The organism is Rhizobium sp. BK312 (genome assembly GCF_014193605.1).
Classification (GTDB): Bacteria; Pseudomonadota; Alphaproteobacteria; order Rhizobiales; family Rhizobiaceae; genus Rhizobium.
Genome location: NZ_JACHZP010000007.1, coordinates 135875 through 155587 on the forward strand (window position 1 = coordinate 135875; position 19713 = coordinate 155587).

The window sequence follows — 19713 nt, forward strand, 5'->3', positions numbered from 1 at the left end:
AAAATGCACAGCTGTTTTTCGTCCGGAATTGCGTAAAACAACAAGATTGAGCGGCTCAGCGATTCCCATGAAACATGGAGCCGCTCACAGTGCGAGGCATCGGCCATGTCCAATTCACCTCCCGGAACCGTTCTGCCCGGGTTGAGGTTCAAGCAGCGCTTTCCGCTGCTATCCCTCATTATCGAACGTTGCGTTCTCAGCATTATTTTGCTGTTTGCCGTCTCTGTCCTAATCTTTGGCGGGCTCGAAGCCCTGCCAGGCGATTTTGCAACCACTTATCTTGGCCAATCGGCAACGCCGCAGGCCGTCGCCAATATCCGCGAGGAACTCGGTCTCAACCGGCCCGTGGTTACCCGCTATGTGCAATGGCTCGGCAATGCCGTCAGGGGCGATTTCGGCACCTCCTGGGCCAGCAAGAATTCCGTCGGCGAGCAGATCGGCAAGCGGCTCGGCAACTCCCTGTTTCTCGCCGGCTTTGCCGCCGTGATCTCGGTGCCGCTGGCAGTCTGCCTGGGCATGCTCGCGGTCCATTTCCGCAACCGTATGCCCGACAAGATCATCAATGTGATTTCGCTGGCGGCGATCTCGCTGCCGGAATTCTTCATCGGCTATCTCCTCATCATGTTCTTTTCCGTCAAATTCGGTGTCGCGACCTTTCCCGCGACCGTCTTCGATGGCATGGGCTTCATCGACCGGTTGAAGGCAATCGCCCTGCCGACGGCGACGCTGGTTCTGGTTGTGCTGGCGCATATGATGCGGATGACACGGGCGGCCATCCTTTCCGTCATGTCTTCGGCCTACATGGAAACCGCCGAACTGAAGGGGCTCTCCGCCTTCCGCGCCATCGTCAAGCACGCCGCCCCCAATGCGCTGGCACCGATTATCAACGTCGTCGCGCTGAACCTTGCCTATCTCATCGTTGGCGTCGTGGTCGTCGAAGTCGTCTTCGTCTATCCGGGCATGGGCCAGTACATGGTCGATGCCGTGACGGTGCGCGATATGCCCGTGGTCCAGGCCTGCGGCCTGATCTTTGCCGCCGTCTACATCTTCCTCAATATGACGGCCGATATTCTCGCCATCGTCGCCAACCCCCGTCTGAGGCATCCGCGATGAGATTAAGAGATATCCCCATCACCGCCTGGATCGGCATCATCGGTATTCTAATTGCCTTCATCTGCGCGATCTTCGCGCCCTGGATCGCCCCTTTCGGCGAGACCGAAGTCGTCGGCAATGTCTGGCAGCCTGCCGATGCGCAATATTTCTTCGGACTGGACAATCTCGGCCGCGATATCCTGTCGCGTCTGATCTACGGCACCCGCACGACGCTCTTCGTCGCGCTGGCGGCAACGATCATCTCCTTCTCGCTCGGCATTATCCTCAGCTTTACCGCCGCCGTCTCGCGCGGATGGATCGACACGGTCTTTTCGCGCTTCAACGACCTGATGATGTCGATCCCGACGCTGATCTTCGCGCTGGTCGTGCTCGCGGTTCTGCCACAGAACCTGATCGTGCTGATCCTCGTCATGGCGATCCTCGATTCCACCCGCGTCTATCGTCTCGGCCGTGCCGTAGCACTCGATGTCGCGGTCATGGAATTCGTGGAAGCCGCCAAGCTTCGCGGCGAAGGCAGGATCTGGATCATCTTCCGCGAAATCTTGCCGAATACGCTGTCGCCGCTATTGGCGGAGTTCGGGCTGCGCTTTGCCTTCTCGATCCTGTTCCTCTCCACCCTCTCCTTCCTCGGCCTCGGTATCCAGCCGCCGGCGGCCGACTGGGGCGGCATGGTCAAGGACAACAAGGATGGCATTATCTTCGGCATTTCCGCCGCGCTTGTGCCCGGCTCCGCCATTGCCGCGCTGGCAATCTGTGTCAATCTGGTGGTCGACTGGCTCTTACGGCGTACCTCCAGCCTCAAGGGAGGGCGTGGCGATGCCTGAGCTTCTTTCCGTTCGCGGTCTCAAGATCGAGGCGACCAGCTATCCACCCGGCGAGCCGCCGAAGCGCGTCACCATCGTCGACGGCGTCTCCTTTGATCTTCAGAAAGGCAAGGTGCTCGGGCTGATCGGCGAGTCCGGCGCCGGCAAATCCACCATCGGCCTCTCTGCCCTCGCCTATGGCCGCGGCGGTGCGGAAATTACCGGCGGCCAGGTATTGCTCGATGGCGCAGACATCCTGCCGCTCGGCAAATCCGGCATCCGCAGGATTCGCGGCGCGCGGGTCTGTTATGTCGCGCAATCGGCAGCAGCCGCCTTCAATCCGGCGCATCGCTTGGGTGATCAGGTCATTGAAGCGACTGTGAAACACGGCCTAATGACGAAGGAGGAGGCAAGAAAGCGGGCGCTCTATCTCTTCCGCGTGCTCGGCTTGCCCAATCCGGAAACCTTCGGGGACCGCTATCCGCATCAGGTCTCCGGCGGCCAGCTGCAGCGCGCCATGACCGCCATGGCGCTCTGCTCCAATCCGGAACTGATCGTCTTCGATGAGCCGACGACCGCGCTCGACGTCACCACGCAGATCGACGTGCTGGCGGCGATAAAGCACGCCATCGAGGAGACGCATACGGCCGCGCTTTATATCACCCACGATCTTGCCGTCGTCGCCCAGATTTCCGACGACATCATGGTGTTGAGACACGGCAAGACCGTGGAATATGGCAGCGTCCAGCAGATTATCGAAGAGCCGCGGCAGGATTATACCCGCGCTCTTGTCAACGTCCGCCAGGAGGCACGAGCCGAAGCCACCGATCAGTCGAGCGCGCTTTTGAAAGTCGAGAATATCAGCGCGCAATATTCCAATGGTTTCAGGGTATTGCACGATGTTTCTCTGCATGTTCCTAAAGGCCAGACGCTGGCGGTGGTCGGCGAGTCCGGTTCCGGAAAATCCACGCTTGCTCGCGTGATTACCGGCTTGCTGCCGCCGAGCGACGGGCGGATTTCCTTCGACGGCAAGCCGCTGACGGCTGCCTTGAAAGACCGTTCGCGGCAGGAGCTGCGGCGTATCCAGCTCATCTATCAGATGGCCGATACCGCCATGAACCCGCGCCAGACCGTGCGCGATATCATCGGTCGTCCGCTGACCTTCTATGACGGCCTGCGTGGCTCGGCAAAGACGGCGCGCGTGAAAGAGTTGCTGGATCAGATCGAGATGGGCAACGGCTTCATCGACCGTTACCCGGCCGAGCTTTCCGGCGGCCAGAAACAGCGCGTCGCCATCGCCAGAGCGCTTGCGGCCAAGCCCGAACTCATCCTTTGCGACGAGCCGACCTCGGCGCTCGATCCGCTGGTTGCCGAAGGCATCCTGAAACTGCTCTTGAAGCTGCAGGAGGAGGCACACCTTTCCTACGTCTTCATTACCCACGATATTGCCATTGTGCGCGCTATCGCCGACAGCGTCGCAGTGATGCATCGCGGTAAGCTCGTTCGCTTCGGCCCGAAATCGCAAGCGCTTTCGCCGCCCTTCGACGATTACACCGACTTGCTGCTGAAATCCGTGCCGGAAATGGAGATCGGGTGGCTGGAGCGCGTGCTGACGACGCGGAAGATGGAGAGCGCCGGCAATTGAGCGCTGGATTATTTCGATCCCGTGGGCTCAGCGCGTAAGGCGCGCGCTGAGTTCGCGCGCGAGCGTACCGGCGTTGCGGCCGACGATCATGCTCTGGTGGTTGCCGGCAACATCGACCCAATCCGCGTGCGCAAGAAAGCGCGCCCATATGGTCTTGGGATCGCAGTCGACGGGTGAGCCCTGCATGCTGCGGTAGAAGGTCAGTTCGCCATCGTAACGGCTTGGCCTGTAAACGCCCTTCATGCGCAGAAGTTGTCTGGCGGCCGCATCATAAAGTGGCGGATAATCGCCCATCCATTGCGGCGCCAGTTCCGGATAATAGGCCGTGTGGGGGTCGGCGTAGCGGAAGGAAAGTGGCTTCAGTTTCTTCGCGAGGAATTCCCGTCGCTCGATCATCGGCCTACTGCCCTGAGCCGATGTTTGACGACGTGGTTGAGGATCGGTCTTCCTCAGATTCTTCTTTCGGGTATGAGCTCGCCTCCAGCGTTGCCACATGAAGCTGCCCCAGGTCATCAGCGGCCATTCTTGCTCGCCCAAGGGGGTATCGAGCATGCCGAGGAACGCGATCTTTTGCCCTTGTGCCCTCAACGCACGCGCAAGCTCCAAGGCAAAAACACCGCCGAAGGAATAGCCGAGCAATCGATAGGGTCCCTCGATCCCGGCTGCCTGCAACGCTTTCAGCGTGCTTTGAACCTCGTCTTCCACCCTTGCCGGTTGGTGACGATCGCGGTTGAAGGCCGTCAATGCTACGCCGAGAATTGGCCCGGGAAAGCGGATTTCCTTGATGAGCTGCTGCATTTCCAGGAAGCAGCTTGCTCCGCCGGCAAATAGCAGCAAGGGTGCACTACCTTCGCCGCCGCGGAGCTCTATGATTTTCGGCGAGACTGAAAGATCTTCGTGATTGGAAATTGCAAGGCCGAGGGCATCAAGAGTGCGATGACGATAGAAGACATTGACATCCAACTCCTCCCCGGTTTCGCTCCACAAATGCTTGATGAAATTCAAGACCCGGTTGACTGAAACGGCATCGGGAATGTCGGCGTCGCGGTCCAAATTAATCTTTGCTTCCCGGCGAAGCAGATCGCTGACATAGGTACACGCACTGGGATCTGCATCCGTCCTCGCAGAGAAAAGCATCTAACCGCCCCCGAATGTCAAAGCATGCGTCACCAACGTTGAGATAGACTGCAATCTTATAAAGGGACCCTTAATATATTCTGTAAAGACACAACTTTTTCTTGCATTTGAGAGCTTTCTCCATTGGCCAGCCGCATCGTCCCCGACCTAACGGCCATGAGCAGGCGAAGCGGACAATCGAGGTTTTCAATACTCTGCCGGTATCGCATAGACTTCTGCGGATGGATCGGCGAGGAACGAGCGCACCGTCGGCGGCAATCTGCGCGAGGATAGCGGCACAGGTCCGCAACGCGAGAGAAGTTCACGAAGATCCGGCTCAGTGCCGACGTGACGCCAGATCATCCGCGAGGCATAGGGAAGGTTTTCCTTTCGCCAGGAAACGCCCATTGTCGTTCCGCGTAAGTAGACGCGCTGATACTCGTCGAATGGCAGGAGGATCGTCTGTGACAGTATGGGATTCGGGCCGACCACACGCTCGGTAATGAAGATCCGGTTTCGATAGAAGGCTGCCAAGCCGACATATTTGGAAAACTGCTGGATGCCGTTTCCAGGGTCGCGCAGACGCTCCATCGATTTGACATGCATCAGCCCGCCCTGCTCGACAATGCGGCTGCAGGAACAGACGACCATTCCAGGCCAGGACGGTGAGCGATGGTAGGTCTGGAAATAACCGATATGGCGTCGGAGAGCGGTCAGATCCCCGGGAAACGCCTTCAAGAGTTCGGAACTTTGATTGAGGTCCAGGTTAGGTTTGCGAAGCCGCTCGCGAAAGAGCCGCGGAGCGAGACCAAAGTCGGCTGCGTCGAGATCGAAATACTTGGCTATACGCGCGAGATTATGGGCAGACGGCCGCGTCTGACCATTGATATATCGGTTGAATTGTTGCCGGTTGATATCGATTGCACGGCACAGATGCGAAATGGAACGTTGCGTTGCGCAGGCAATTTTGAGGTTCTCGGCCAGGTGAGGCATCCGTAACTCCGTCTTGGAATGAACTAGCGTAAACTCGCTTAAAGATGCGTCAAGTCGCGAAATTGCGTGAAGCAGCCTGACCTCTACGTTCCCTCCCAACAAAGTTGAAAAAGGGAACTGCAATGACGCGTGAAAAAGATCAATCATCGCCTCTGAGCATCGGCCGCCGCCACTTCCTGGGCGGTGCCGTCGCACTGGGTGCTTTGCCTGCCCTCGCCTCCAGCCTCCTGATGCCGCGCGATGCCCGCGCGCAGGAAGCAAAGCGTGGTGGTCATCTGAAGCTCGGTCTCAAAGGCGGCGCGACCAGCGATGCGCTCGATCCGGCGACCTATAGCGCCTCCGTCTTGTTCGTTATTGGCCGCCTCTGGGGCGATACGCTCGTGGAATCCGATCCCAAGACCGGCGCACCCCTGCCGTCGCTGGCAACGTCCTGGACACCATCGGCTGATGCGTCCGTCTGGACCTTCAAGATCAGGAACGATGTGCAATTTCACGACGGCAGCAAGATGACCGTCGCCGATATCGTCGCGACGCTGAAGCGGCATGCGGACAAGAACTCGCAGTCGGGCGCTCTCGGGCTCATGGCCTCCATCACCGGGATTGAGGAAAAGGCGGGTGATCTTGTCCTAACGCTTTCCGAAGGCAATGCGGACCTACCTCTTCTTCTCACCGACTATCACCTGATTATCCAGCCGAAGGGTGGCGTCGACAAGCCGGCGGCCGCCATCGGCACCGGCCCTTACATTCTGAAAAGCTTTGAGCCGGGCGTTCGCGCCACCTTTGAGAAGAACCCTAGGGATTGGCGCTCCGACCGAGGCTTTGTCGACAGCGTTGAAATCCTCGTCATCAACGACAACACCGCCCGCATTGCAGCACTTGCCTCCGGCCAGGTTCATTTCGTCAACAATGTCGACCCGAAGACCGTCCCGATGCTGCAGCGGGCACCGACCGTCGAGATCGTCCGCAATGCCGGCAAGGGCTTCTACTGCTTCCTGATGCATTGCGACACGGCGCCCTTCGACAACGCCGATCTACGGCTTGCGTTGAAATATGCCATCGATCGCCAGTCGATCCTCGACAAGGTTCTGGGCGGCTACGGTACGATCGGCAACGACTATCCGGTCAACTCAAACTACGCGCTTGCGCCGACCGATATCGAGCAGCGCCCTTATGATCCGGACAAGGCCGCCTTCCATTTCAAGAAATCGGGCCTCGATCGTCCAGTTCAGTTGCTTACCTCCGATGCAGCCTTTCCGGGCGCTGTCGATGCGGCGATCCTGTTTCAGCAAAGTGCGCGCAAGGCCGGGATCACGATCGACGTCAAGCGCGAACCGGAAGACGGTTACTGGACCAACGTCTGGAACAACAAGCCTTTCTGCGCCTCCTTCTGGGGTGGCCGCCCGACTCAGGATTCGCGCTACTCAACCTCCTATCTCTCGACCGCGGAATGGAACGACACGCGTTTCAAGCGTCCGGACTTCGACAAGCTGGTGCTGCAGGCCAGGGCCGAACTCGACGAAGCCAAGCGCAAGGTGCTTTATCGACAGCTGGCTCTGATGGTGCGAGACGATGGCGGTCTGATCCTGCCCGTCTTCAACGACTACATCATGGCCTCTTCGAAAACGCTGAAGGGATATGTCGACGATATCGGCAACGATATGTCCAACGGCTATATCGGCAGCCGTGTATGGTTTAATGCCTAAACCTCTTCGGGATATATGATCATGGCTGAGCACAGCTTCACCACCATCGAAAATCAATGGATTACCCTGAAGGACGGCACGCGGCTCGCCGCGCGTATCTGGATGCCTGACGGAGCGGAGAGCGATCCCGTGCCGGCGGTCTTCGAATTCCTGCCCTACCGCAAACGCGACGGAACGAGCCCGCGTGATGAATCCACCTACCCGGTCTTTGCCGCAGCCGGCATAGCCGGCGTGCGTGTCGACATCAGAGGCTCCGGAGAGTCCAGCGGCATCATCGATGGCGAATATACCGAGCTGGAGCTTGCCAATGCCTGCGAGCTGATCGCCTGGATCGCAGCGCAACCCTGGTCGAACGGCTCGGTCGGCATGATGGGCATTTCGTGGGGTGGCTTCAACTGCCTGCAGGTGGCGGCCTTGAAGCCTCCGGCGCTGAAGGCGGTGATTTCGATCGCCTCCACCGTCGATCGCTACAATGACGACATCCACTACAAAAATGGCTGCCATCTCTCCGCCCAGCTTTCCTGGGCGGCGACAATGCTCGGCTATCAATCGCGTTCGCCAGATCCAGCCATCGTCGGTGACGACTGGCGCGATATGTGGCTGGAGCGCCTCGAGCAGGAACCCTTCTTCATGGAGGAATGGCTCCAGCACCAGCGTCGTGACGATTTCTGGCGGCATGGCTCCATCTGCGAAGACTTCGCCGGCTTCGATATCCCCGCCATCGTCATCGCCGGCTGGGCTGACGGTTATCGCAACACGCCGCTGCTGGCCGTCGAAGGGCTAGGCGATAAGGCGAAGGCCTTGATCGGCCCGTGGGTTCACAAGTATCCCCATTTCGCCTGGCCGAAGCCGCGGGTCGATTTCCACGGAGAGGCCATCGCCTGGTGGAACCGCTGGCTGCGCGGCGAACCCAACGGCGTCGAGGCCATGCCATCGATGCGCGCCTATATTCTTGACGCCATAAAGCCCGCCAAACGCCGCGACTTCGACCCGGGTTTCTGGATCGCGAAGCAAGAATGGCAGCAGCCGGAGATGCAGTGCTTCTATGTCGAGCAGTTCGGCACATTGATGGAAGGCATGCCGATCCCGCATGCGCCGGAACATCCCGTCTATCTGCGTTCGCCGCTCGATACTGGCACAGCTTCGGGCGAATGGTTCACCCTGAAGCCGGACGCGGAACTGGCAATCGATCAACGCGCCGACGATGCCGGGTCGCTGACCTTCCAGACAGCGCCACTGATCGAGGACCACGACTATCTCGGCCGCCCCGTCGTCACCTTGACGCTGCGGTGCGATGCCGAAACCGCCAATCTCTGCGCAAGGCTCGTCGACGTCCATCCGGACGGTACCGCGACGCGCGTCTCTTTCGGCGTGCTCAATCTCGCTCATCGCAACGGCAATGCCGCGCCGGAGCCTCTGAACAAGGGGCAGCAGGTCAGGGTGACTGTAACGCTCGATGCCTGCGGTTATCGTTTCCGCAAGGGGCACCGCATCCGCCTGTCGCTGTCGACAGCTTATTGGCCGATGGTGCTGCCGCCACCGGAAGATCCGGGGCTAACGATCGACATCGCTTCCATAGGTCTTGCTTTGCCCAAGCTCGGCGTGCACGAGCTTATCGACATCAAGCAGCCCGACAATCCCGATCCGCTGCCGAAATATATCGAACATGCACCTGGTTCGACGAAGCGGCAGGTGGTGCGCGATCTCTCAGCCGGTCTCACCTGCTATGAAATCCATGAGGATACCGGCCTCTCGGAGCATCCCGGTACCGGCCTTTCGACGCGGCAATTGCGCGAGGAGACCTGGTCGATCGCACCGGATGATCCGCTGTCGATGACGGGTATCTCGACATGGACGTGCGACATGCGACGCCCCGGCTGGTTCGTCCGCACGGTCGCGACATCGTCCATTTCCTGCACGGCAAAGGACTGGGTGATCAGCGCCTCGGTCGTCGCCTATGAGGGTGAAACCGAAATCTTCAGGAAGATCTTCGAGGAGAAGCGCGTCGCCCGCGACCTGATGTAGATCAGCGCGACCCCGCAAATCGGCTTGCCGCCGCGCATATGGCGGCAAAGCCGGCCTGCGCGCCTTCGCTCATATGCCGTGCCCGCAGCCAGGCATGCACCATCTGCTGCTCCTCGCGGAACCACACCTCGACGCCCGCCTGCGCCAGACGCGCCGCATAATTGCGGCCGTCGTCGCGCAACGGATCATAATGAGCCACGGTGATGAAAGCGGGAGGAAGGCCAGCCATTGACGATAGGGCGAGCGGCCCTGCGACCGGATCGCCTTCCGGCGCCTGCAGAACAGTGCGGTAATAGGCGACGTCGGCCGTTGTCAGGCCCGGTGCCTCCACCATTTCTTCATAGGAGCCGGAGACGAGATCGCCGCCGAGTGCGGGATAGATCAAGATCTGGCCGACAATGCCCGAAAGCCCCTCGGCTTGCGCCCGCACCGCCAGCCCAGCCGCGAGATTGCCGCCGGCACTGTCGCCGATCAGCACGACCGACTTCTTCTCGGCCAACATTTGCTTGAGAACACTGAAGCAATCATCCGTTTGGGCCGGCCAGCGATATTCCGGCGCCAACCGATAATCGACGGAGATCAGTTCAGCGCCAGCATGATCGGCAATCTCGGCGCAGATGGCATGATGGCTCTCAAGCGAGCCAACGACGAAACCGCCGCCATGGAGATAGAGGAGCTTCGTTGCCGTGCGGATATTGGCAGGCTTGTAACGCCTGACGGGTATCGTTCCGGATACGAAGCCATCCGTCGTCTGCATGCCCTCCGGTAAAGGGCGATCGAAACGAGCGCAGAGCGCGTCATACCATTGACGCTGCTGTGCGATGGAGGCCGTTACCGCATCCGGCGGATAGAAGGAATCGCAAATTTCCATGAACTGCAAGATGCCGGCTTCGCTCGGCATAGGACGTTCAGCAGAGGTCATTGGATATCCTCGATTCGTGCCTGTACATCGACACTACGCGGCGATGCAACCGAACGCTTATCTGCCTACGGCCAGCACCGCCGCGATGGCGACATCGAAGGATGGTGATAAGTTCAATCGGCCGCAAATACGCTGCTCGACAGCAGGGAAAAACCTGTTGGCATCTGCATGCATTGCGCATTGGACCATGTGAGCATTGCCAGCGCGAGAGCCGCGCCAATCACAAGCCGAAGCATGATATGTCTCCATCCGTGTTGCTGCCATCGCGAAGTCAGTTGCGTCGCGCGGCATTCGATCGTTAGGCCGACGCCGTGGAAGCGGCAGGGTTCCGTCTATACTGACCTCGTGCGGCTGACTTATGGCCAAGCCATGGCAAGCGTTAGGTGCTCGCGAGCAATCCGCTCGGTGCTGGTCCGACTGCGGGTTGGACTTTCACCTGGCGTGATATTGCTCGTCCGTCACATGCTCCAGCCAATCCACCACCTTGCCGTCGAGGTGTTCGTGGACGGCGATATGGGTCATGGCTGTCGTCGGCGAAGCGCCGTGCCAGTGCTTCTCGCCCGGCTCGAACCAGACGATATCCCCGGGGCGGATCTCCTCGACCGAGCCGCCTTCGCGCTGAACGAGACCCAGGCCCGCGGTGACGATCAAGGTCTGGCCGCGCGGGTGGGTATGCCATGCAGTTCTTGCGCCGGGTTCAAACGTAACGCTGCTGGCTGCGGCTCGCCGCGCATCATTGGCGGCAAAGACCGGGTCGATGCGGACTGTACCGGTGAACCAGTCCGAAGGGCCTTTGCCGGAGGGCTGCGCACCGTTCCTCGTGATATCCATGATGACCATCCTTTCCTGCGATGAGCCGTGGCGACTCGGCTGCATGAGGGCAATTTAGCCCGCAATTGACAAAGCGGTAGGGGGCCATCCGCGTATAGACTTATGAATTGGAGCAATAAATGTCGTTTCTCGCCTGACTTACGACGCCATCAAGGCCCGGATGCTGCGATCTGCCGATTGCAGCAGTTCGAAAGCTTCGTAACGTCGTGCATGCAACGCCTTGACGGCACCGTCCGCCGGCTCGAACTTCTTCGCCAGTCGCGACATGGTTGTCATGGCTTCCAAGAGCGAGCCGCAATGCCCGTCAGCCGTAGCGCCGAGCATGGCCGCACCGAGAAGCACCGGCTCCTCCGTATCGGCGACGGCGACAGGTCTGCCGGTCGTATCCGCGAGAAGCTGACGCACCAATCCGCTCTGGGCAGCACCACCGCTGGCGATGATCAGATCGCAGGCGATGCCGTCCTTCGCCAGCTTTTCGAGCAATTGCTTGAGGCCATAGCCGATACCGCAGAGGCCGGCGATGTACAGAGCGATGAGATCGTCGATGCCGGTTTCCAGCCCGAGGCCGGAGATGATGGCGCGTGCATCGGGATCAGCATAGGGTGAGCGGTTGCCGAGAAATTCGGGGACGACCTGAATGGATTGCGCGAGCTTCACGGCGTCGGACGCGTTGCCGCTCGCCTGCATAGCCTGTCGATCAAGCCAGGCGACCAGCGACAAGCCCTCCGCCTCGGCCTTCTGACGCGCCTCGCCGAATGCCGGATGCATGGTAACGAGATGATCGATCGCGGCACCGGCAGCGGATTGACCGCCTTCGGTCAGCCAGAGGCCGGGCACCATGGCCGAATAATAGGGTCCCCAAACGCCATCGACGAAGATGGCCGCTTCGCTCGATGCCATCGAGCAGGCAGATGTGCCGAAGATATAGGCGAGCCTGTTCCTGACATCGGCTTTACCATCCGGTCCCTGCCCGCCAAGCGTGCCGACACCGCCGGCATGGGCATCGATGAGCGATGCGCCGACCGGCGTACCAACGACAAGGCCAAGATCGCGGGCGGCGCTTTCGTTCAAGCCCTCGCCAAGCGCCGTACCCGGCTCGACGATCTCGGTGCCGATCCGCACAAAGCCTTCGTCGGCCAGCTCACCAAGGCCGATATCCTTGAAATATTGCGCGTCCCAGCGCTTTTCGTGGGCCAGATAGGTCCACTTGCACGTCACCGTGCAGACCGATCTCTGCAGCGAACCTGTCGCGCGCCAGGTCAGATAGTCGGCGAGATCGAAGAAATGATCCGTTGTCGCGAGAGACCCCGGCAGATTTCGCTTCAGCCATAAGAGCTTTGGCGTCTCCATCTCCGGCGAGATGCGGCCGCCGACGTAGCGCAGCACGGCATGTTTTCCGGCATTGATCTCCGCCGCCTCGCCGGCCGCGCGATGATCCATCCAGACGATGATGTTGCGATTGGCGTCGCCCGATGGTCCCATAGCCACGGGTCGACCATCTGCCCTGACCGCGACCAGCGAGCAGGTTGCATCGAAGCCGATGCCTGAGACATCACCGGCCGCTATCTTTGCCATGGCGACAGCCTCTTTGACGCTGTCGCAAACAGCCTTCCATATCTGCTCGCTTGACTGCTCAACAATGCTGCCGGCCCCGTGCCAGATGGTGATCGGCCGCTTGGCCGCAGCCAGCAGATGACCATGTGCATTGAAAACGCCGGCCCGGGCACTGCCGGTGCCGACATCGATGCCGATGAAATAAGGTGCCGTCATCAGAGATCCGTACTCAAGGGCAGGATCACCAGATCCCGGATTACGATGTTACGCGGTCTCGATAGCATGAAGACCACCGCCTCCGCCACTTCGGTCGCCTCCATCAGGCCGCCTGCGGCGATCGCCTCATCGAGCTTTGCCTGCGGCCAATCGCTGATCAGCGCCGTCACCACCGGCCCCGGCGCCACGGCGCCAACGCGGATGCCATGCTTGGCGACCTGGCGCCGCACCGTATGCGTGAAGGCCTGCACGGCATGTTTGGACGCCGTGTAGATCGGCTCCCAGACCACCGGCACCAGGCCGGCGATCGAACTGGTCATGATGATATCGCCCGTCTTGCGCTCGATCATGTGCGGCAGCACCATGCGGACCGAACGGAAGGCCGCATTGATATTCAGGTCCAGCATCCGGTCCCAGGCATCGGGATCGCCTTCCGCGACCTCGCCGCCGATATAGGCGCCGGCATTGGCATGGAAGATATCGAGCTTGCCGAACTTGCCGAGAATCTGCGGCATCATCGTTGCGACACTCTCGGGATTCAAGAGATCGACGACGACGGGAAAGGCGTTCGGCCCCAGTTCGGCGCAAAGGCTTTTCAGGCTATCTTCGGCCCGGTCGACGAGGGCGACGCTGGCGCCCTCGTTCAATAGCGATCTGGCGCATTCCAGGCCAATTCCGGACGCAGCCCCGGTTATGGCGGCAACCTTGCCGGCAAAATCCTGTCTCATAGCAATCCTTACCTTCTTGAAGAAATCAGCCGCGCCCATGCGAGGCGCGGGAACGACGGGCGAGCGAGTCGACGATGACGGCAATGGCAAGAACTGCGCCTGTAATCATGTAGCGAAGCGCCGACGACAGATCGAGCATGGTGAGGCCGCTGGCGATCGACTGGATGACGATGATGCCGAGCAGTGCCGAATAGGCGCTGCCGCGGCCGCCGAAGAGGCTGGTGCCGCCGATGACAGCCGCCGCGATCGCATTCAGATTGACGTCGCCGGTGCCCGCCTGCTGGCTGGCCGAGGCGAGACGCGCTGCCGCGAGCACACCGCCAAGGGCTGCGAACATGGCACAAAGCACGAAGGCGCTGGTATAGATCCTGCGTACATTGATGCCGGCGCGCCGCGCCGCTTCGCGATTGCCGCCGACGGCGGACATCGACCGGCCCCATTGCGTGCGTGTCAGCGCATAATTCATGACGATGGCGAGCACCACAAACAGGGCAAACATCCAGGGAATCCCACGATCCTGATTGAGGTAGAAGGCGACGAATTCCAAGGCCACGGTAATGACGGCCGCCTTCGCCAACAGGCCGCCGACGGAGGGCGCGGAGAGGTTCGCCTGCTTGCGCCGCCGCACGGTGCCCAAGCCGGTCAACAGCAGGACCGCACCCGGAATGAGCGCGAAGACATAGGCAAGCGGACGGGGGATCACCAGAAGCTGGCCGAAGTTCACGACGGCCGAGCCATAGGGCAGATTAATCGAACCCGTCGCTCCGAGCAGATAGAGTTGCATGCCGAGTACAGCGAGAAGGCCTGCCAATGTGGCAACGAAACTAGGCATGCCCAGCCGGTTGAGCAGCACGGCATAGATGACGCCGATCACGCCGCCGACGACGAGCGCGGCCGCGATCGCCAAGGCCACCGGCCAGCCCTCGTTCACCCAGAGCATACCGACCATGGCCGAGGCGAAGCCGCTGATCGACCCCACCGAAAGATCGATCTCGCCGACCATCAGCACGCAGACGATGCCGAGCGAGATGATGCCGACCGTCGAGGCGTCGAACAGCAGGTTGGCAAGGTTGTTGCTCGAAAGGAAAGTCGGGTTGAGCGTGCCGAACACCGTCCAGATGATGACGAGGCCCACGACAACGGGCAACGATCCGAGATCGCCGGAGCGCACCTTGTCGATGGAAGAACGGATCGTGGCCGCAAGCCCGGTATCATGGTTGACGCGGACGTCGCTGCGGTCAAGCAGCAGTGTGGATTGCTTGCCATTCTCGCTCATGGCTGGCCCCCTTCTCTGAGTTCCTGTTGGGCCTGACGTCGCCCTGCCCGTCGCGACACGGCGTTTTCCGTGGCTCCGGTGATGGCGCTGATGAGTTCCTGGTTTGACGTGTCAGGATAGAAAATCCCGTTGTTGCGGCCGAGGCGCAGCACGACGATACGGTCGGCAACGGCGCGCACGTCCTCCATATTGTGGCTGATCATGATGACGCCGAGGCCCTTGTCGCGGACGCGCTCGATGAGGTTCAGCACTTCGGCGGTTTGTGCGACACCTAGCGCTGCGGTCGGCTCGTCGAGCATGATGAGTTTCGGCTCGAGCAGCAGCGAACGCGCGATCGCCACCGTTTGCCGCTGGCCGCCGGAAAGCGATGCGATCGGGATGCGCACGCTCGGAATGCGCGCTGCGAGCTCATTGAGCAGCGTCCAGGCGCGAACCTCCATGGCGGTTTCATCGAGCTTCAGCGGGCTCAGTTCCCGACCGAGGAAAATGTTGGCGACGACATCGAGGTTCTCGCAAAGCGCCAGGTCCTGAAAGACCGTGGCGATACCGAGATCGAGCGCCGTTGCGGGATCGCTGAGGGTCACCTGCTTGCCGCGGAATGTGATCGTGCCTGCACTCGGTTGATGCACGCCGGCAAGAACCTTGACGAGCGTCGATTTGCCCGCGCCATTGTCGCCGACAAGCGCCACGACTTCGCCGGCATGCACATCGAGGTTGATATCCGTCAGTGCCGAGACGGCGCCGAAGTGTTTGGAGACCCCCTTGAGGCTGAGCACAAGCTCGCCGGACGGGGCTCTATGATCGGAAGCGTCACTCATGACCAGCCACCTTCTCGGGTTGAAATGCAATCGGATGCGTTTTGCCTCCGGCCGCCGAAGCGGCCGGAGACTGGGAGGAGCAGCCTTAGCTGCCGATACCGAGCTTCTTGCAACCATCGGCATAACGGTCGTTGCAGAGCTGGTCCGGTGTCTGGATCGGCTTGCCGTTGACGCTCTTATCGATGATCTCAGCCTTCAGGTTTTCTTGCGTGACCAGGGCCGGCGTGAAGAGCTTGGTCGGCGTGTCGAAGAGCTTCGTGTCGGCCTTCGGCGTCCCGCCCGAGAGCAGTTCGATCGCGACATTGGCGGCGGCGGCAGCCACGATCTCGCTCGGCTTGGAGATCGTATTATACTGATCGCCGGAAATGATGAGCTGCAGGCCGGCGATGGTCGCGTCGTTGCCGGTGACCGGCGGAACAGGATCGAAGCCGGCGGCCTTGAAGGCGGCGACAGCGGCACCACCGGTGCCGTCATTGGCGGCGACGACACCGAGGATCTTCTTGCCGAAGCGCGTGATCTGGCCGCTTGCCCATTGCTGTGCTTTCGGCGGCGCCCATTCCGGCGTGTCGAACTCCGCAAGCACCGGATAGCCACCGTCGGCCAGACCGGCATGGATGCCCTTCTTGATCAGGCCCGCGGCAGCATCCGTCGGCGAGCCGTTGATCTCGAGAAGGCCGCCATCGCCAGCCTTCACGCCCTTCGCCTTCAGATGATCGACCAGCGATTTGGCAATCATCTTGCCGATTTCTTCGTTGTTGAAGGAGACATAATAGTCGGCAGCGGCCGACGGGATCGGGCGGTCGTAGGCGATGACCTTCACACCCTGGCTTTGCGCGAGCTTCACCAAGGAAGCCGCGGCAGTGGAATCGACCGGATCGAGCACGATGGCCTTCGCACCTTGCGAAATTGCCGAATTGAACTGCTGCTGCTGACGCGAAGCATCGCCATTGGCATTCTGGTAGATGACCTTGCAGCCGGCGCAGAGCTTCTTCATTTCCGCCTGGAAGCCAGGAAAATCATGCTCTTCATAGCGCGTCGAACTCTGGTCGGGCATCAGGAAGGCGACGGTCGCGTCCGTGACCTTGGCGGATTGCGCGAAGGCAGATGTGCCGGCCAGAAGACCGGCGGCAAGCACGGCTGCGCCGGCGATTTTCAGTGCGAAATGGTTCATTGGAATTTCTCCGTTCCAAATGGTAATGGTTTCCCTCGATCATCGCGGCTATCCGCACGCGATGCTCTTGTTTGGTTGTCCGCAAACAACGGCCATCGGGCCGACGCAGCGGTAATTTCGGACAAGCCTTCTCCTTCGGACGGCAAAAATGCCTGCCCGTTCGCTTGCCCTGAATTTTGTCTCTCCTCCCTGTCCTCCCTTTTGTTAGGCGGCCTCCACCGCGCGTGCGTGCTGTGCCAAGAGCGATCTGAACCGGGAGGGCGCCATGCCCTTCAGATCCAGAAAACGCCGATTGAAGTTCGAAATATTGTTGAAGCCTGCGGCAAAGCAGATGTCGGTGATCGTCATGTCGGCCTTGCTCATCAAGAGATGGCAGGCGAAGTTGATGCGCAGACGATTGACATATTGCACGAGCGCCATGCCGGTATGGCGGCGGAAGCTGCGCGAAAAGGCGCTCGGGCTCTGGCCGGTCAATTCGGCAAGATCGCACTCGCTGAACGGCTCGGTCAGATGCGCATTGATGTAAGCCAGCGCCTGGTTGACACCCGCCGACATGAAGCCGGATGGGTCCGGCTGATAGCCGGCGCTGGCAAGCGTGCGCGTGCCTTCAGCGCGGCTCATGGCGTCGAGAATATTCATGAAGAGTTCGACGCGGCGGATGCCTGATGCCTCGACCAGTTCGCCAAGGATCGGGCCCACGATGACAGCCGTCTCAGGCGTGAAGAGCGCACCGCGGCGGCTCGTTTCAAGAATACCTGCGCAGGCCGACAGCTCCGGAAAGACTTTACTGGCATCGGCAAAGAAGGATTCGGAAAATTGCAGCACGCGGCAGCGCAGCGGTAAGGTGACGCCAACTGGAACGTCGCTCACCCAATTATGCGGCAGGTTCGGCCCCGTCAGCACGAGATTGCCCGGCTCGAACTCACCGATGAAGTCGCCGATGAAATATTGGCCCGTCGTCGCGACGACGTGATGGATTTCATATTCGGGATGGAAATGCCAGCGAACCGTCCGATAGGGATAACCGTGTTCCCACGCCTTGAAGGATTCTCCGCTCCCGATCGCGACCACTTCCAAATCGGGGTTCATCGGCAAGCCTCCTTTCCATCCGTCCGTATTGCAACGGTTGCGGCGCCTCCTCCCAGAGGCCATCACGTCTTCTATGTGGTAAACCTACCCCTCATAAGCGCCTGCCGCTACTACGCCTTGTACGCTCGACTGATACTTTTTTGACTTGAAGGGTGACCTATCTGGCGAAATGTGCAGTGCGGCATAGGCACTGCGATGCCGAAGGGTCGATATCCGGCATCGAGAGCCGAGAATTTCGCTTTGATCCGAGGCGTCAAGGGGGCGTTCGGCGGGCGCTTGCGGTCCGCTCGTTATTTCTGCTTCCCTTGATCGTGATGCCACTTGATGGCGAAGAACATGCCCGTGCCTAGGACGAGAACCTTGAACAGGATGAAGACTATAGGGAACCAATCCCACATTTCGGATATTTCCAGGCTAATTGACACTACTTATCATGAGGAGCACCACCTCGAAACGGTCATCAATTCGAGATGAGGCCGACAGACTTAGCTCGCTGAGTGCGGCGTCTCGGTTGCCGGCAGGCGGACGAGCTTGCCTTCCTCGGCCTTATAAAAATACTGACTGGCGACAAGCCAGCCCTTGAGCGGGCGTAGAGGTGGGATGCAGGTCGCCAGCATGAAGGGGCCAGTCAACAGAAACTGCACCCAGACCGGAGCGGAGAAGGCCACCTCCAGCCAGACGCCGAGAAGAACGCTCGGGATACAGGCGAAACAGATGACGAAAAATGCCGGGCCGTCGGCCGGATCGGCAAAGGAATAGTCAAGCCCACACGCCTCGCATCGTTTGCGCAGGGTCAGAAATCCATCGAACATGCGCCCCTGACCGCAGCGCGGGCAGCGGCACCGGAGACCAGTCTGCAATGGGCTCAGTGGGGGATAGTCAATATCCATGACATTACTCCTGATTCAGTCTCTCAAGTGAATGCAATCAATTAGTAAATTGCATGCATACAATATATGTATAATGAATGGAATGATCGAGTCCAGTTGTCAGAATGACGCAGCTGCTTCCGCGCAAGACGGGATAAACCGACGCCAAATGGCGACGGAGCGAGCAGATATGCATGGTTTGGTTTGCATCATGGCAGCAGCGAGACTTGACGAATCCCGCCATTATCGATGTGCTGAATATTCGTATGCTCGCCGTGCTCGTCGCAAGTTTAACCGGACAGATGCCAGTGACGCCAAGAACGACTGCGGCCAGGGCGTTTTGGGAGAATGCAATGTATAACAATATCATTTGCGCCATTGGGCTCGGCTCACGCGAACGCGCCGAGCGCCTGTTGCGCACATCCCACGCACTACTGTCTCCGGACGGCGAATTGACGGTCGCTCACGTTATCGAGCGCTTCCTCTCGGGGCGGGAAAGCCCGGACGAATGGGCTGTCTCAACGATCACGGAAGCCGAGGAAAAGCTCAATGCCTTGTGCAGGCGTCTCGGCATTACCGCGACCATCGATGTGCGCATGGGCACGGCATCGACGACGCTGCTGACCATCGCCAAGGAGAAGAAGGCCGATCTGATTATCCTCGCAACGCATACGTCCGATATCATCGATCGCATTTTCGGTTCGACGGTCGAATACGTCATCCGCCATGCGGAATGCTCCGTCCTTGTCGAACGAGCCGACAAATCGCATGACGATATTGTTGGGAAAGCGGATACGGCGAAGAAGGCATAACGCTCCCTCGGAGTGGCCTTTCATGCTGG

The 19713-nt window shown here is 60.1% G+C and carries 18 protein-coding genes; 6 read left to right on the forward strand and 12 right to left on the reverse strand.

Translation table 11 applies throughout. The features are described from left to right. Window positions 1–105: 105 nt before the first annotated feature. From FHT85_RS20480 to FHT85_RS20490, 3 genes are read left to right on the forward strand one after another with little or no spacing between them, the layout of a single operon-like run. Window positions 106–1113, forward strand: coding sequence for an ABC transporter permease (locus tag FHT85_RS20480; RefSeq protein WP_112411336.1), 1008 nt, complete (start codon window positions 106–108; stop codon window positions 1111–1113). Then, a complete protein-coding gene (locus tag FHT85_RS20485; RefSeq protein WP_112337208.1) occupies window positions 1110–1937 on the forward strand; it encodes an ABC transporter permease in 828 nt (275 codons plus the stop codon). The genes FHT85_RS20480 and FHT85_RS20485 overlap by 4 nt, the downstream gene beginning before the upstream one ends. After that, window positions 1930–3561: an ABC transporter ATP-binding protein gene (locus FHT85_RS20490; protein ID WP_112411335.1), complete on the forward strand. Its 1632-nt coding sequence runs from the start codon at window positions 1930–1932 to the stop codon at window positions 3559–3561. The genes FHT85_RS20485 and FHT85_RS20490 overlap by 8 nt, the downstream gene beginning before the upstream one ends. A 27-nt stretch (window positions 3562–3588) precedes the next feature. Here the strand turns inward: FHT85_RS20490 and FHT85_RS20495 are convergent, their stop codons facing one another. Both FHT85_RS20495 and FHT85_RS20500 read right to left on the reverse strand, forming a co-directional pair. After that, window positions 3589–4614 carry a thioesterase domain-containing protein gene (locus FHT85_RS20495; RefSeq protein WP_246780045.1) on the reverse strand — a complete coding sequence of 342 codons (1026 nt, stop codon included), beginning with the start codon at window positions 4612–4614 and terminating at the stop codon, window positions 3589–3591. 270 nt (window positions 4615–4884) lie between these two features. Continuing rightward, entirely contained in the window at window positions 4885–5670 is a 786-nt protein-coding gene (locus FHT85_RS20500) for a helix-turn-helix domain-containing protein (protein ID WP_112411333.1), read from the reverse strand. A gap of 122 nt (window positions 5671–5792) precedes the next feature. Between FHT85_RS20500 and FHT85_RS20505 the strand changes: the two genes are divergently transcribed. Continuing rightward, a complete protein-coding gene (locus FHT85_RS20505; RefSeq protein WP_112411332.1) occupies window positions 5793–7373 on the forward strand; it encodes an ABC transporter substrate-binding protein in 1581 nt (526 codons plus the stop codon). A gap of 21 nt (window positions 7374–7394) precedes the next feature. Further along, window positions 7395–9398, forward strand: coding sequence for a CocE/NonD family hydrolase (locus FHT85_RS20510; protein WP_183774274.1), 2004 nt, complete (start codon window positions 7395–7397; stop codon window positions 9396–9398). 1 nt (window position 9399) lies between these two features. Here the strand turns inward: FHT85_RS20510 and FHT85_RS20515 are convergent, their stop codons facing one another. The 10 genes from FHT85_RS20515 to FHT85_RS20555 all read right to left on the reverse strand — a co-directional run bounded on the left by FHT85_RS20515 (window position 9400) and on the right by FHT85_RS20555 (window position 18893). Further along, window positions 9400–10320, reverse strand: a complete 921-nt coding sequence (locus FHT85_RS20515) for an alpha/beta hydrolase (RefSeq protein WP_112411330.1) — start codon at window positions 10318–10320, stop codon at window positions 9400–9402. Between the two features lie 113 nt (window positions 10321–10433). Continuing rightward, window positions 10434–10556, reverse strand: coding sequence for a hypothetical protein (locus tag FHT85_RS30850; RefSeq protein ID WP_281412969.1), 123 nt, complete (start codon window positions 10554–10556; stop codon window positions 10434–10436). A gap of 196 nt (window positions 10557–10752) precedes the next feature. Further along, a complete protein-coding gene (locus tag FHT85_RS20520) occupies window positions 10753–11151 on the reverse strand; it encodes a cupin domain-containing protein (RefSeq protein ID WP_112411422.1) in 399 nt (132 codons plus the stop codon). Between the two features lie 138 nt (window positions 11152–11289). Further along, window positions 11290–12921 carry an FGGY-family carbohydrate kinase gene (locus FHT85_RS20525; RefSeq protein WP_112411329.1) on the reverse strand — a complete coding sequence of 544 codons (1632 nt, stop codon included), beginning with the start codon at window positions 12919–12921 and terminating at the stop codon, window positions 11290–11292. After that, window positions 12921–13649, reverse strand: a complete 729-nt coding sequence (locus FHT85_RS20530; RefSeq protein WP_112398570.1) for an SDR family oxidoreductase — start codon at window positions 13647–13649, stop codon at window positions 12921–12923. The genes FHT85_RS20525 and FHT85_RS20530 overlap by 1 nt, the downstream gene beginning before the upstream one ends. Before the next feature lie 25 nt (window positions 13650–13674). Next, a complete protein-coding gene (locus FHT85_RS20535; RefSeq protein ID WP_183774277.1) occupies window positions 13675–14925 on the reverse strand; it encodes a sugar ABC transporter permease in 1251 nt (416 codons plus the stop codon). Beyond that, on the reverse strand, window positions 14922–15743 hold the full coding sequence (locus tag FHT85_RS20540) for an ATP-binding cassette domain-containing protein (RefSeq protein WP_112411327.1): 822 nt from the start codon (window positions 15741–15743) through the stop codon (window positions 14922–14924). The genes FHT85_RS20535 and FHT85_RS20540 overlap by 4 nt, the downstream gene beginning before the upstream one ends. Before the next feature lie 85 nt (window positions 15744–15828). Further along, entirely contained in the window at window positions 15829–16914 is a 1086-nt protein-coding gene (locus FHT85_RS20545) for a sugar ABC transporter substrate-binding protein (RefSeq protein ID WP_112411326.1), read from the reverse strand. Between the two features lie 204 nt (window positions 16915–17118). Then, on the reverse strand, window positions 17119–18003 hold the full coding sequence (locus tag FHT85_RS20550; protein WP_112337218.1) for an AraC family transcriptional regulator: 885 nt from the start codon (window positions 18001–18003) through the stop codon (window positions 17119–17121). A gap of 485 nt (window positions 18004–18488) precedes the next feature. Then, entirely contained in the window at window positions 18489–18893 is a 405-nt protein-coding gene (locus tag FHT85_RS20555) for a DUF983 domain-containing protein (protein WP_112337219.1), read from the reverse strand. A gap of 332 nt (window positions 18894–19225) precedes the next feature. Between FHT85_RS20555 and FHT85_RS20560 the strand changes: the two genes are divergently transcribed. Beyond that, on the forward strand, window positions 19226–19684 hold the full coding sequence (locus tag FHT85_RS20560; RefSeq protein WP_112398546.1) for a universal stress protein: 459 nt from the start codon (window positions 19226–19228) through the stop codon (window positions 19682–19684). Window positions 19685–19713 lie beyond the last annotated feature (29 nt).

What these genes read in the sequence shown, in the direction of transcription:
- FHT85_RS20480 (WP_112411336.1), top strand. Translation starts at nt 106, where the DNA reads ATGTCCAATTCACCTCCCGGAACCGTTCTGCCCGGGTTGAGGTTCAAG.
- FHT85_RS20485 (WP_112337208.1), top strand. Translation starts at nt 1,110, where the DNA reads ATGAGATTAAGAGATATCCCCATCACCGCCTGGATCGGCATCATCGGT.
- FHT85_RS20490 (WP_112411335.1), top strand. Translation starts at nt 1,930, where the DNA reads ATGCCTGAGCTTCTTTCCGTTCGCGGTCTCAAGATCGAGGCGACCAGC.
- FHT85_RS20500 (WP_112411333.1), bottom strand. Translation starts at nt 5,670, where the DNA reads ATGCCTCACCTGGCCGAGAACCTCAAAATTGCCTGCGCAACGCAACGT.
- FHT85_RS20505 (WP_112411332.1), top strand. Translation starts at nt 5,793, where the DNA reads ATGACGCGTGAAAAAGATCAATCATCGCCTCTGAGCATCGGCCGCCGC.
- FHT85_RS20510 (WP_183774274.1), top strand. Translation starts at nt 7,395, where the DNA reads ATGGCTGAGCACAGCTTCACCACCATCGAAAATCAATGGATTACCCTG.
- FHT85_RS20515 (WP_112411330.1), bottom strand. Translation starts at nt 10,320, where the DNA reads ATGACCTCTGCTGAACGTCCTATGCCGAGCGAAGCCGGCATCTTGCAG.
- FHT85_RS30850 (WP_281412969.1), bottom strand. Translation starts at nt 10,556, where the DNA reads ATGCTTCGGCTTGTGATTGGCGCGGCTCTCGCGCTGGCAATGCTCACA.
- FHT85_RS20520 (WP_112411422.1), bottom strand. Translation starts at nt 11,151, where the DNA reads ATGGATATCACGAGGAACGGTGCGCAGCCCTCCGGCAAAGGCCCTTCG.
- FHT85_RS20525 (WP_112411329.1), bottom strand. Translation starts at nt 12,921, where the DNA reads ATGACGGCACCTTATTTCATCGGCATCGATGTCGGCACCGGCAGTGCC.
- FHT85_RS20530 (WP_112398570.1), bottom strand. Translation starts at nt 13,649, where the DNA reads ATGAGACAGGATTTTGCCGGCAAGGTTGCCGCCATAACCGGGGCTGCG.
- FHT85_RS20535 (WP_183774277.1), bottom strand. Translation starts at nt 14,925, where the DNA reads ATGAGCGAGAATGGCAAGCAATCCACACTGCTGCTTGACCGCAGCGAC.
- FHT85_RS20540 (WP_112411327.1), bottom strand. Translation starts at nt 15,743, where the DNA reads ATGAGTGACGCTTCCGATCATAGAGCCCCGTCCGGCGAGCTTGTGCTC.
- FHT85_RS20545 (WP_112411326.1), bottom strand. Translation starts at nt 16,914, where the DNA reads ATGAACCATTTCGCACTGAAAATCGCCGGCGCAGCCGTGCTTGCCGCC.
- FHT85_RS20550 (WP_112337218.1), bottom strand. Translation starts at nt 18,003, where the DNA reads ATGAACCCCGATTTGGAAGTGGTCGCGATCGGGAGCGGAGAATCCTTC.
- FHT85_RS20555 (WP_112337219.1), bottom strand. Translation starts at nt 18,893, where the DNA reads ATGGATATTGACTATCCCCCACTGAGCCCATTGCAGACTGGTCTCCGG.
- FHT85_RS20560 (WP_112398546.1), top strand. Translation starts at nt 19,226, where the DNA reads ATGTATAACAATATCATTTGCGCCATTGGGCTCGGCTCACGCGAACGC.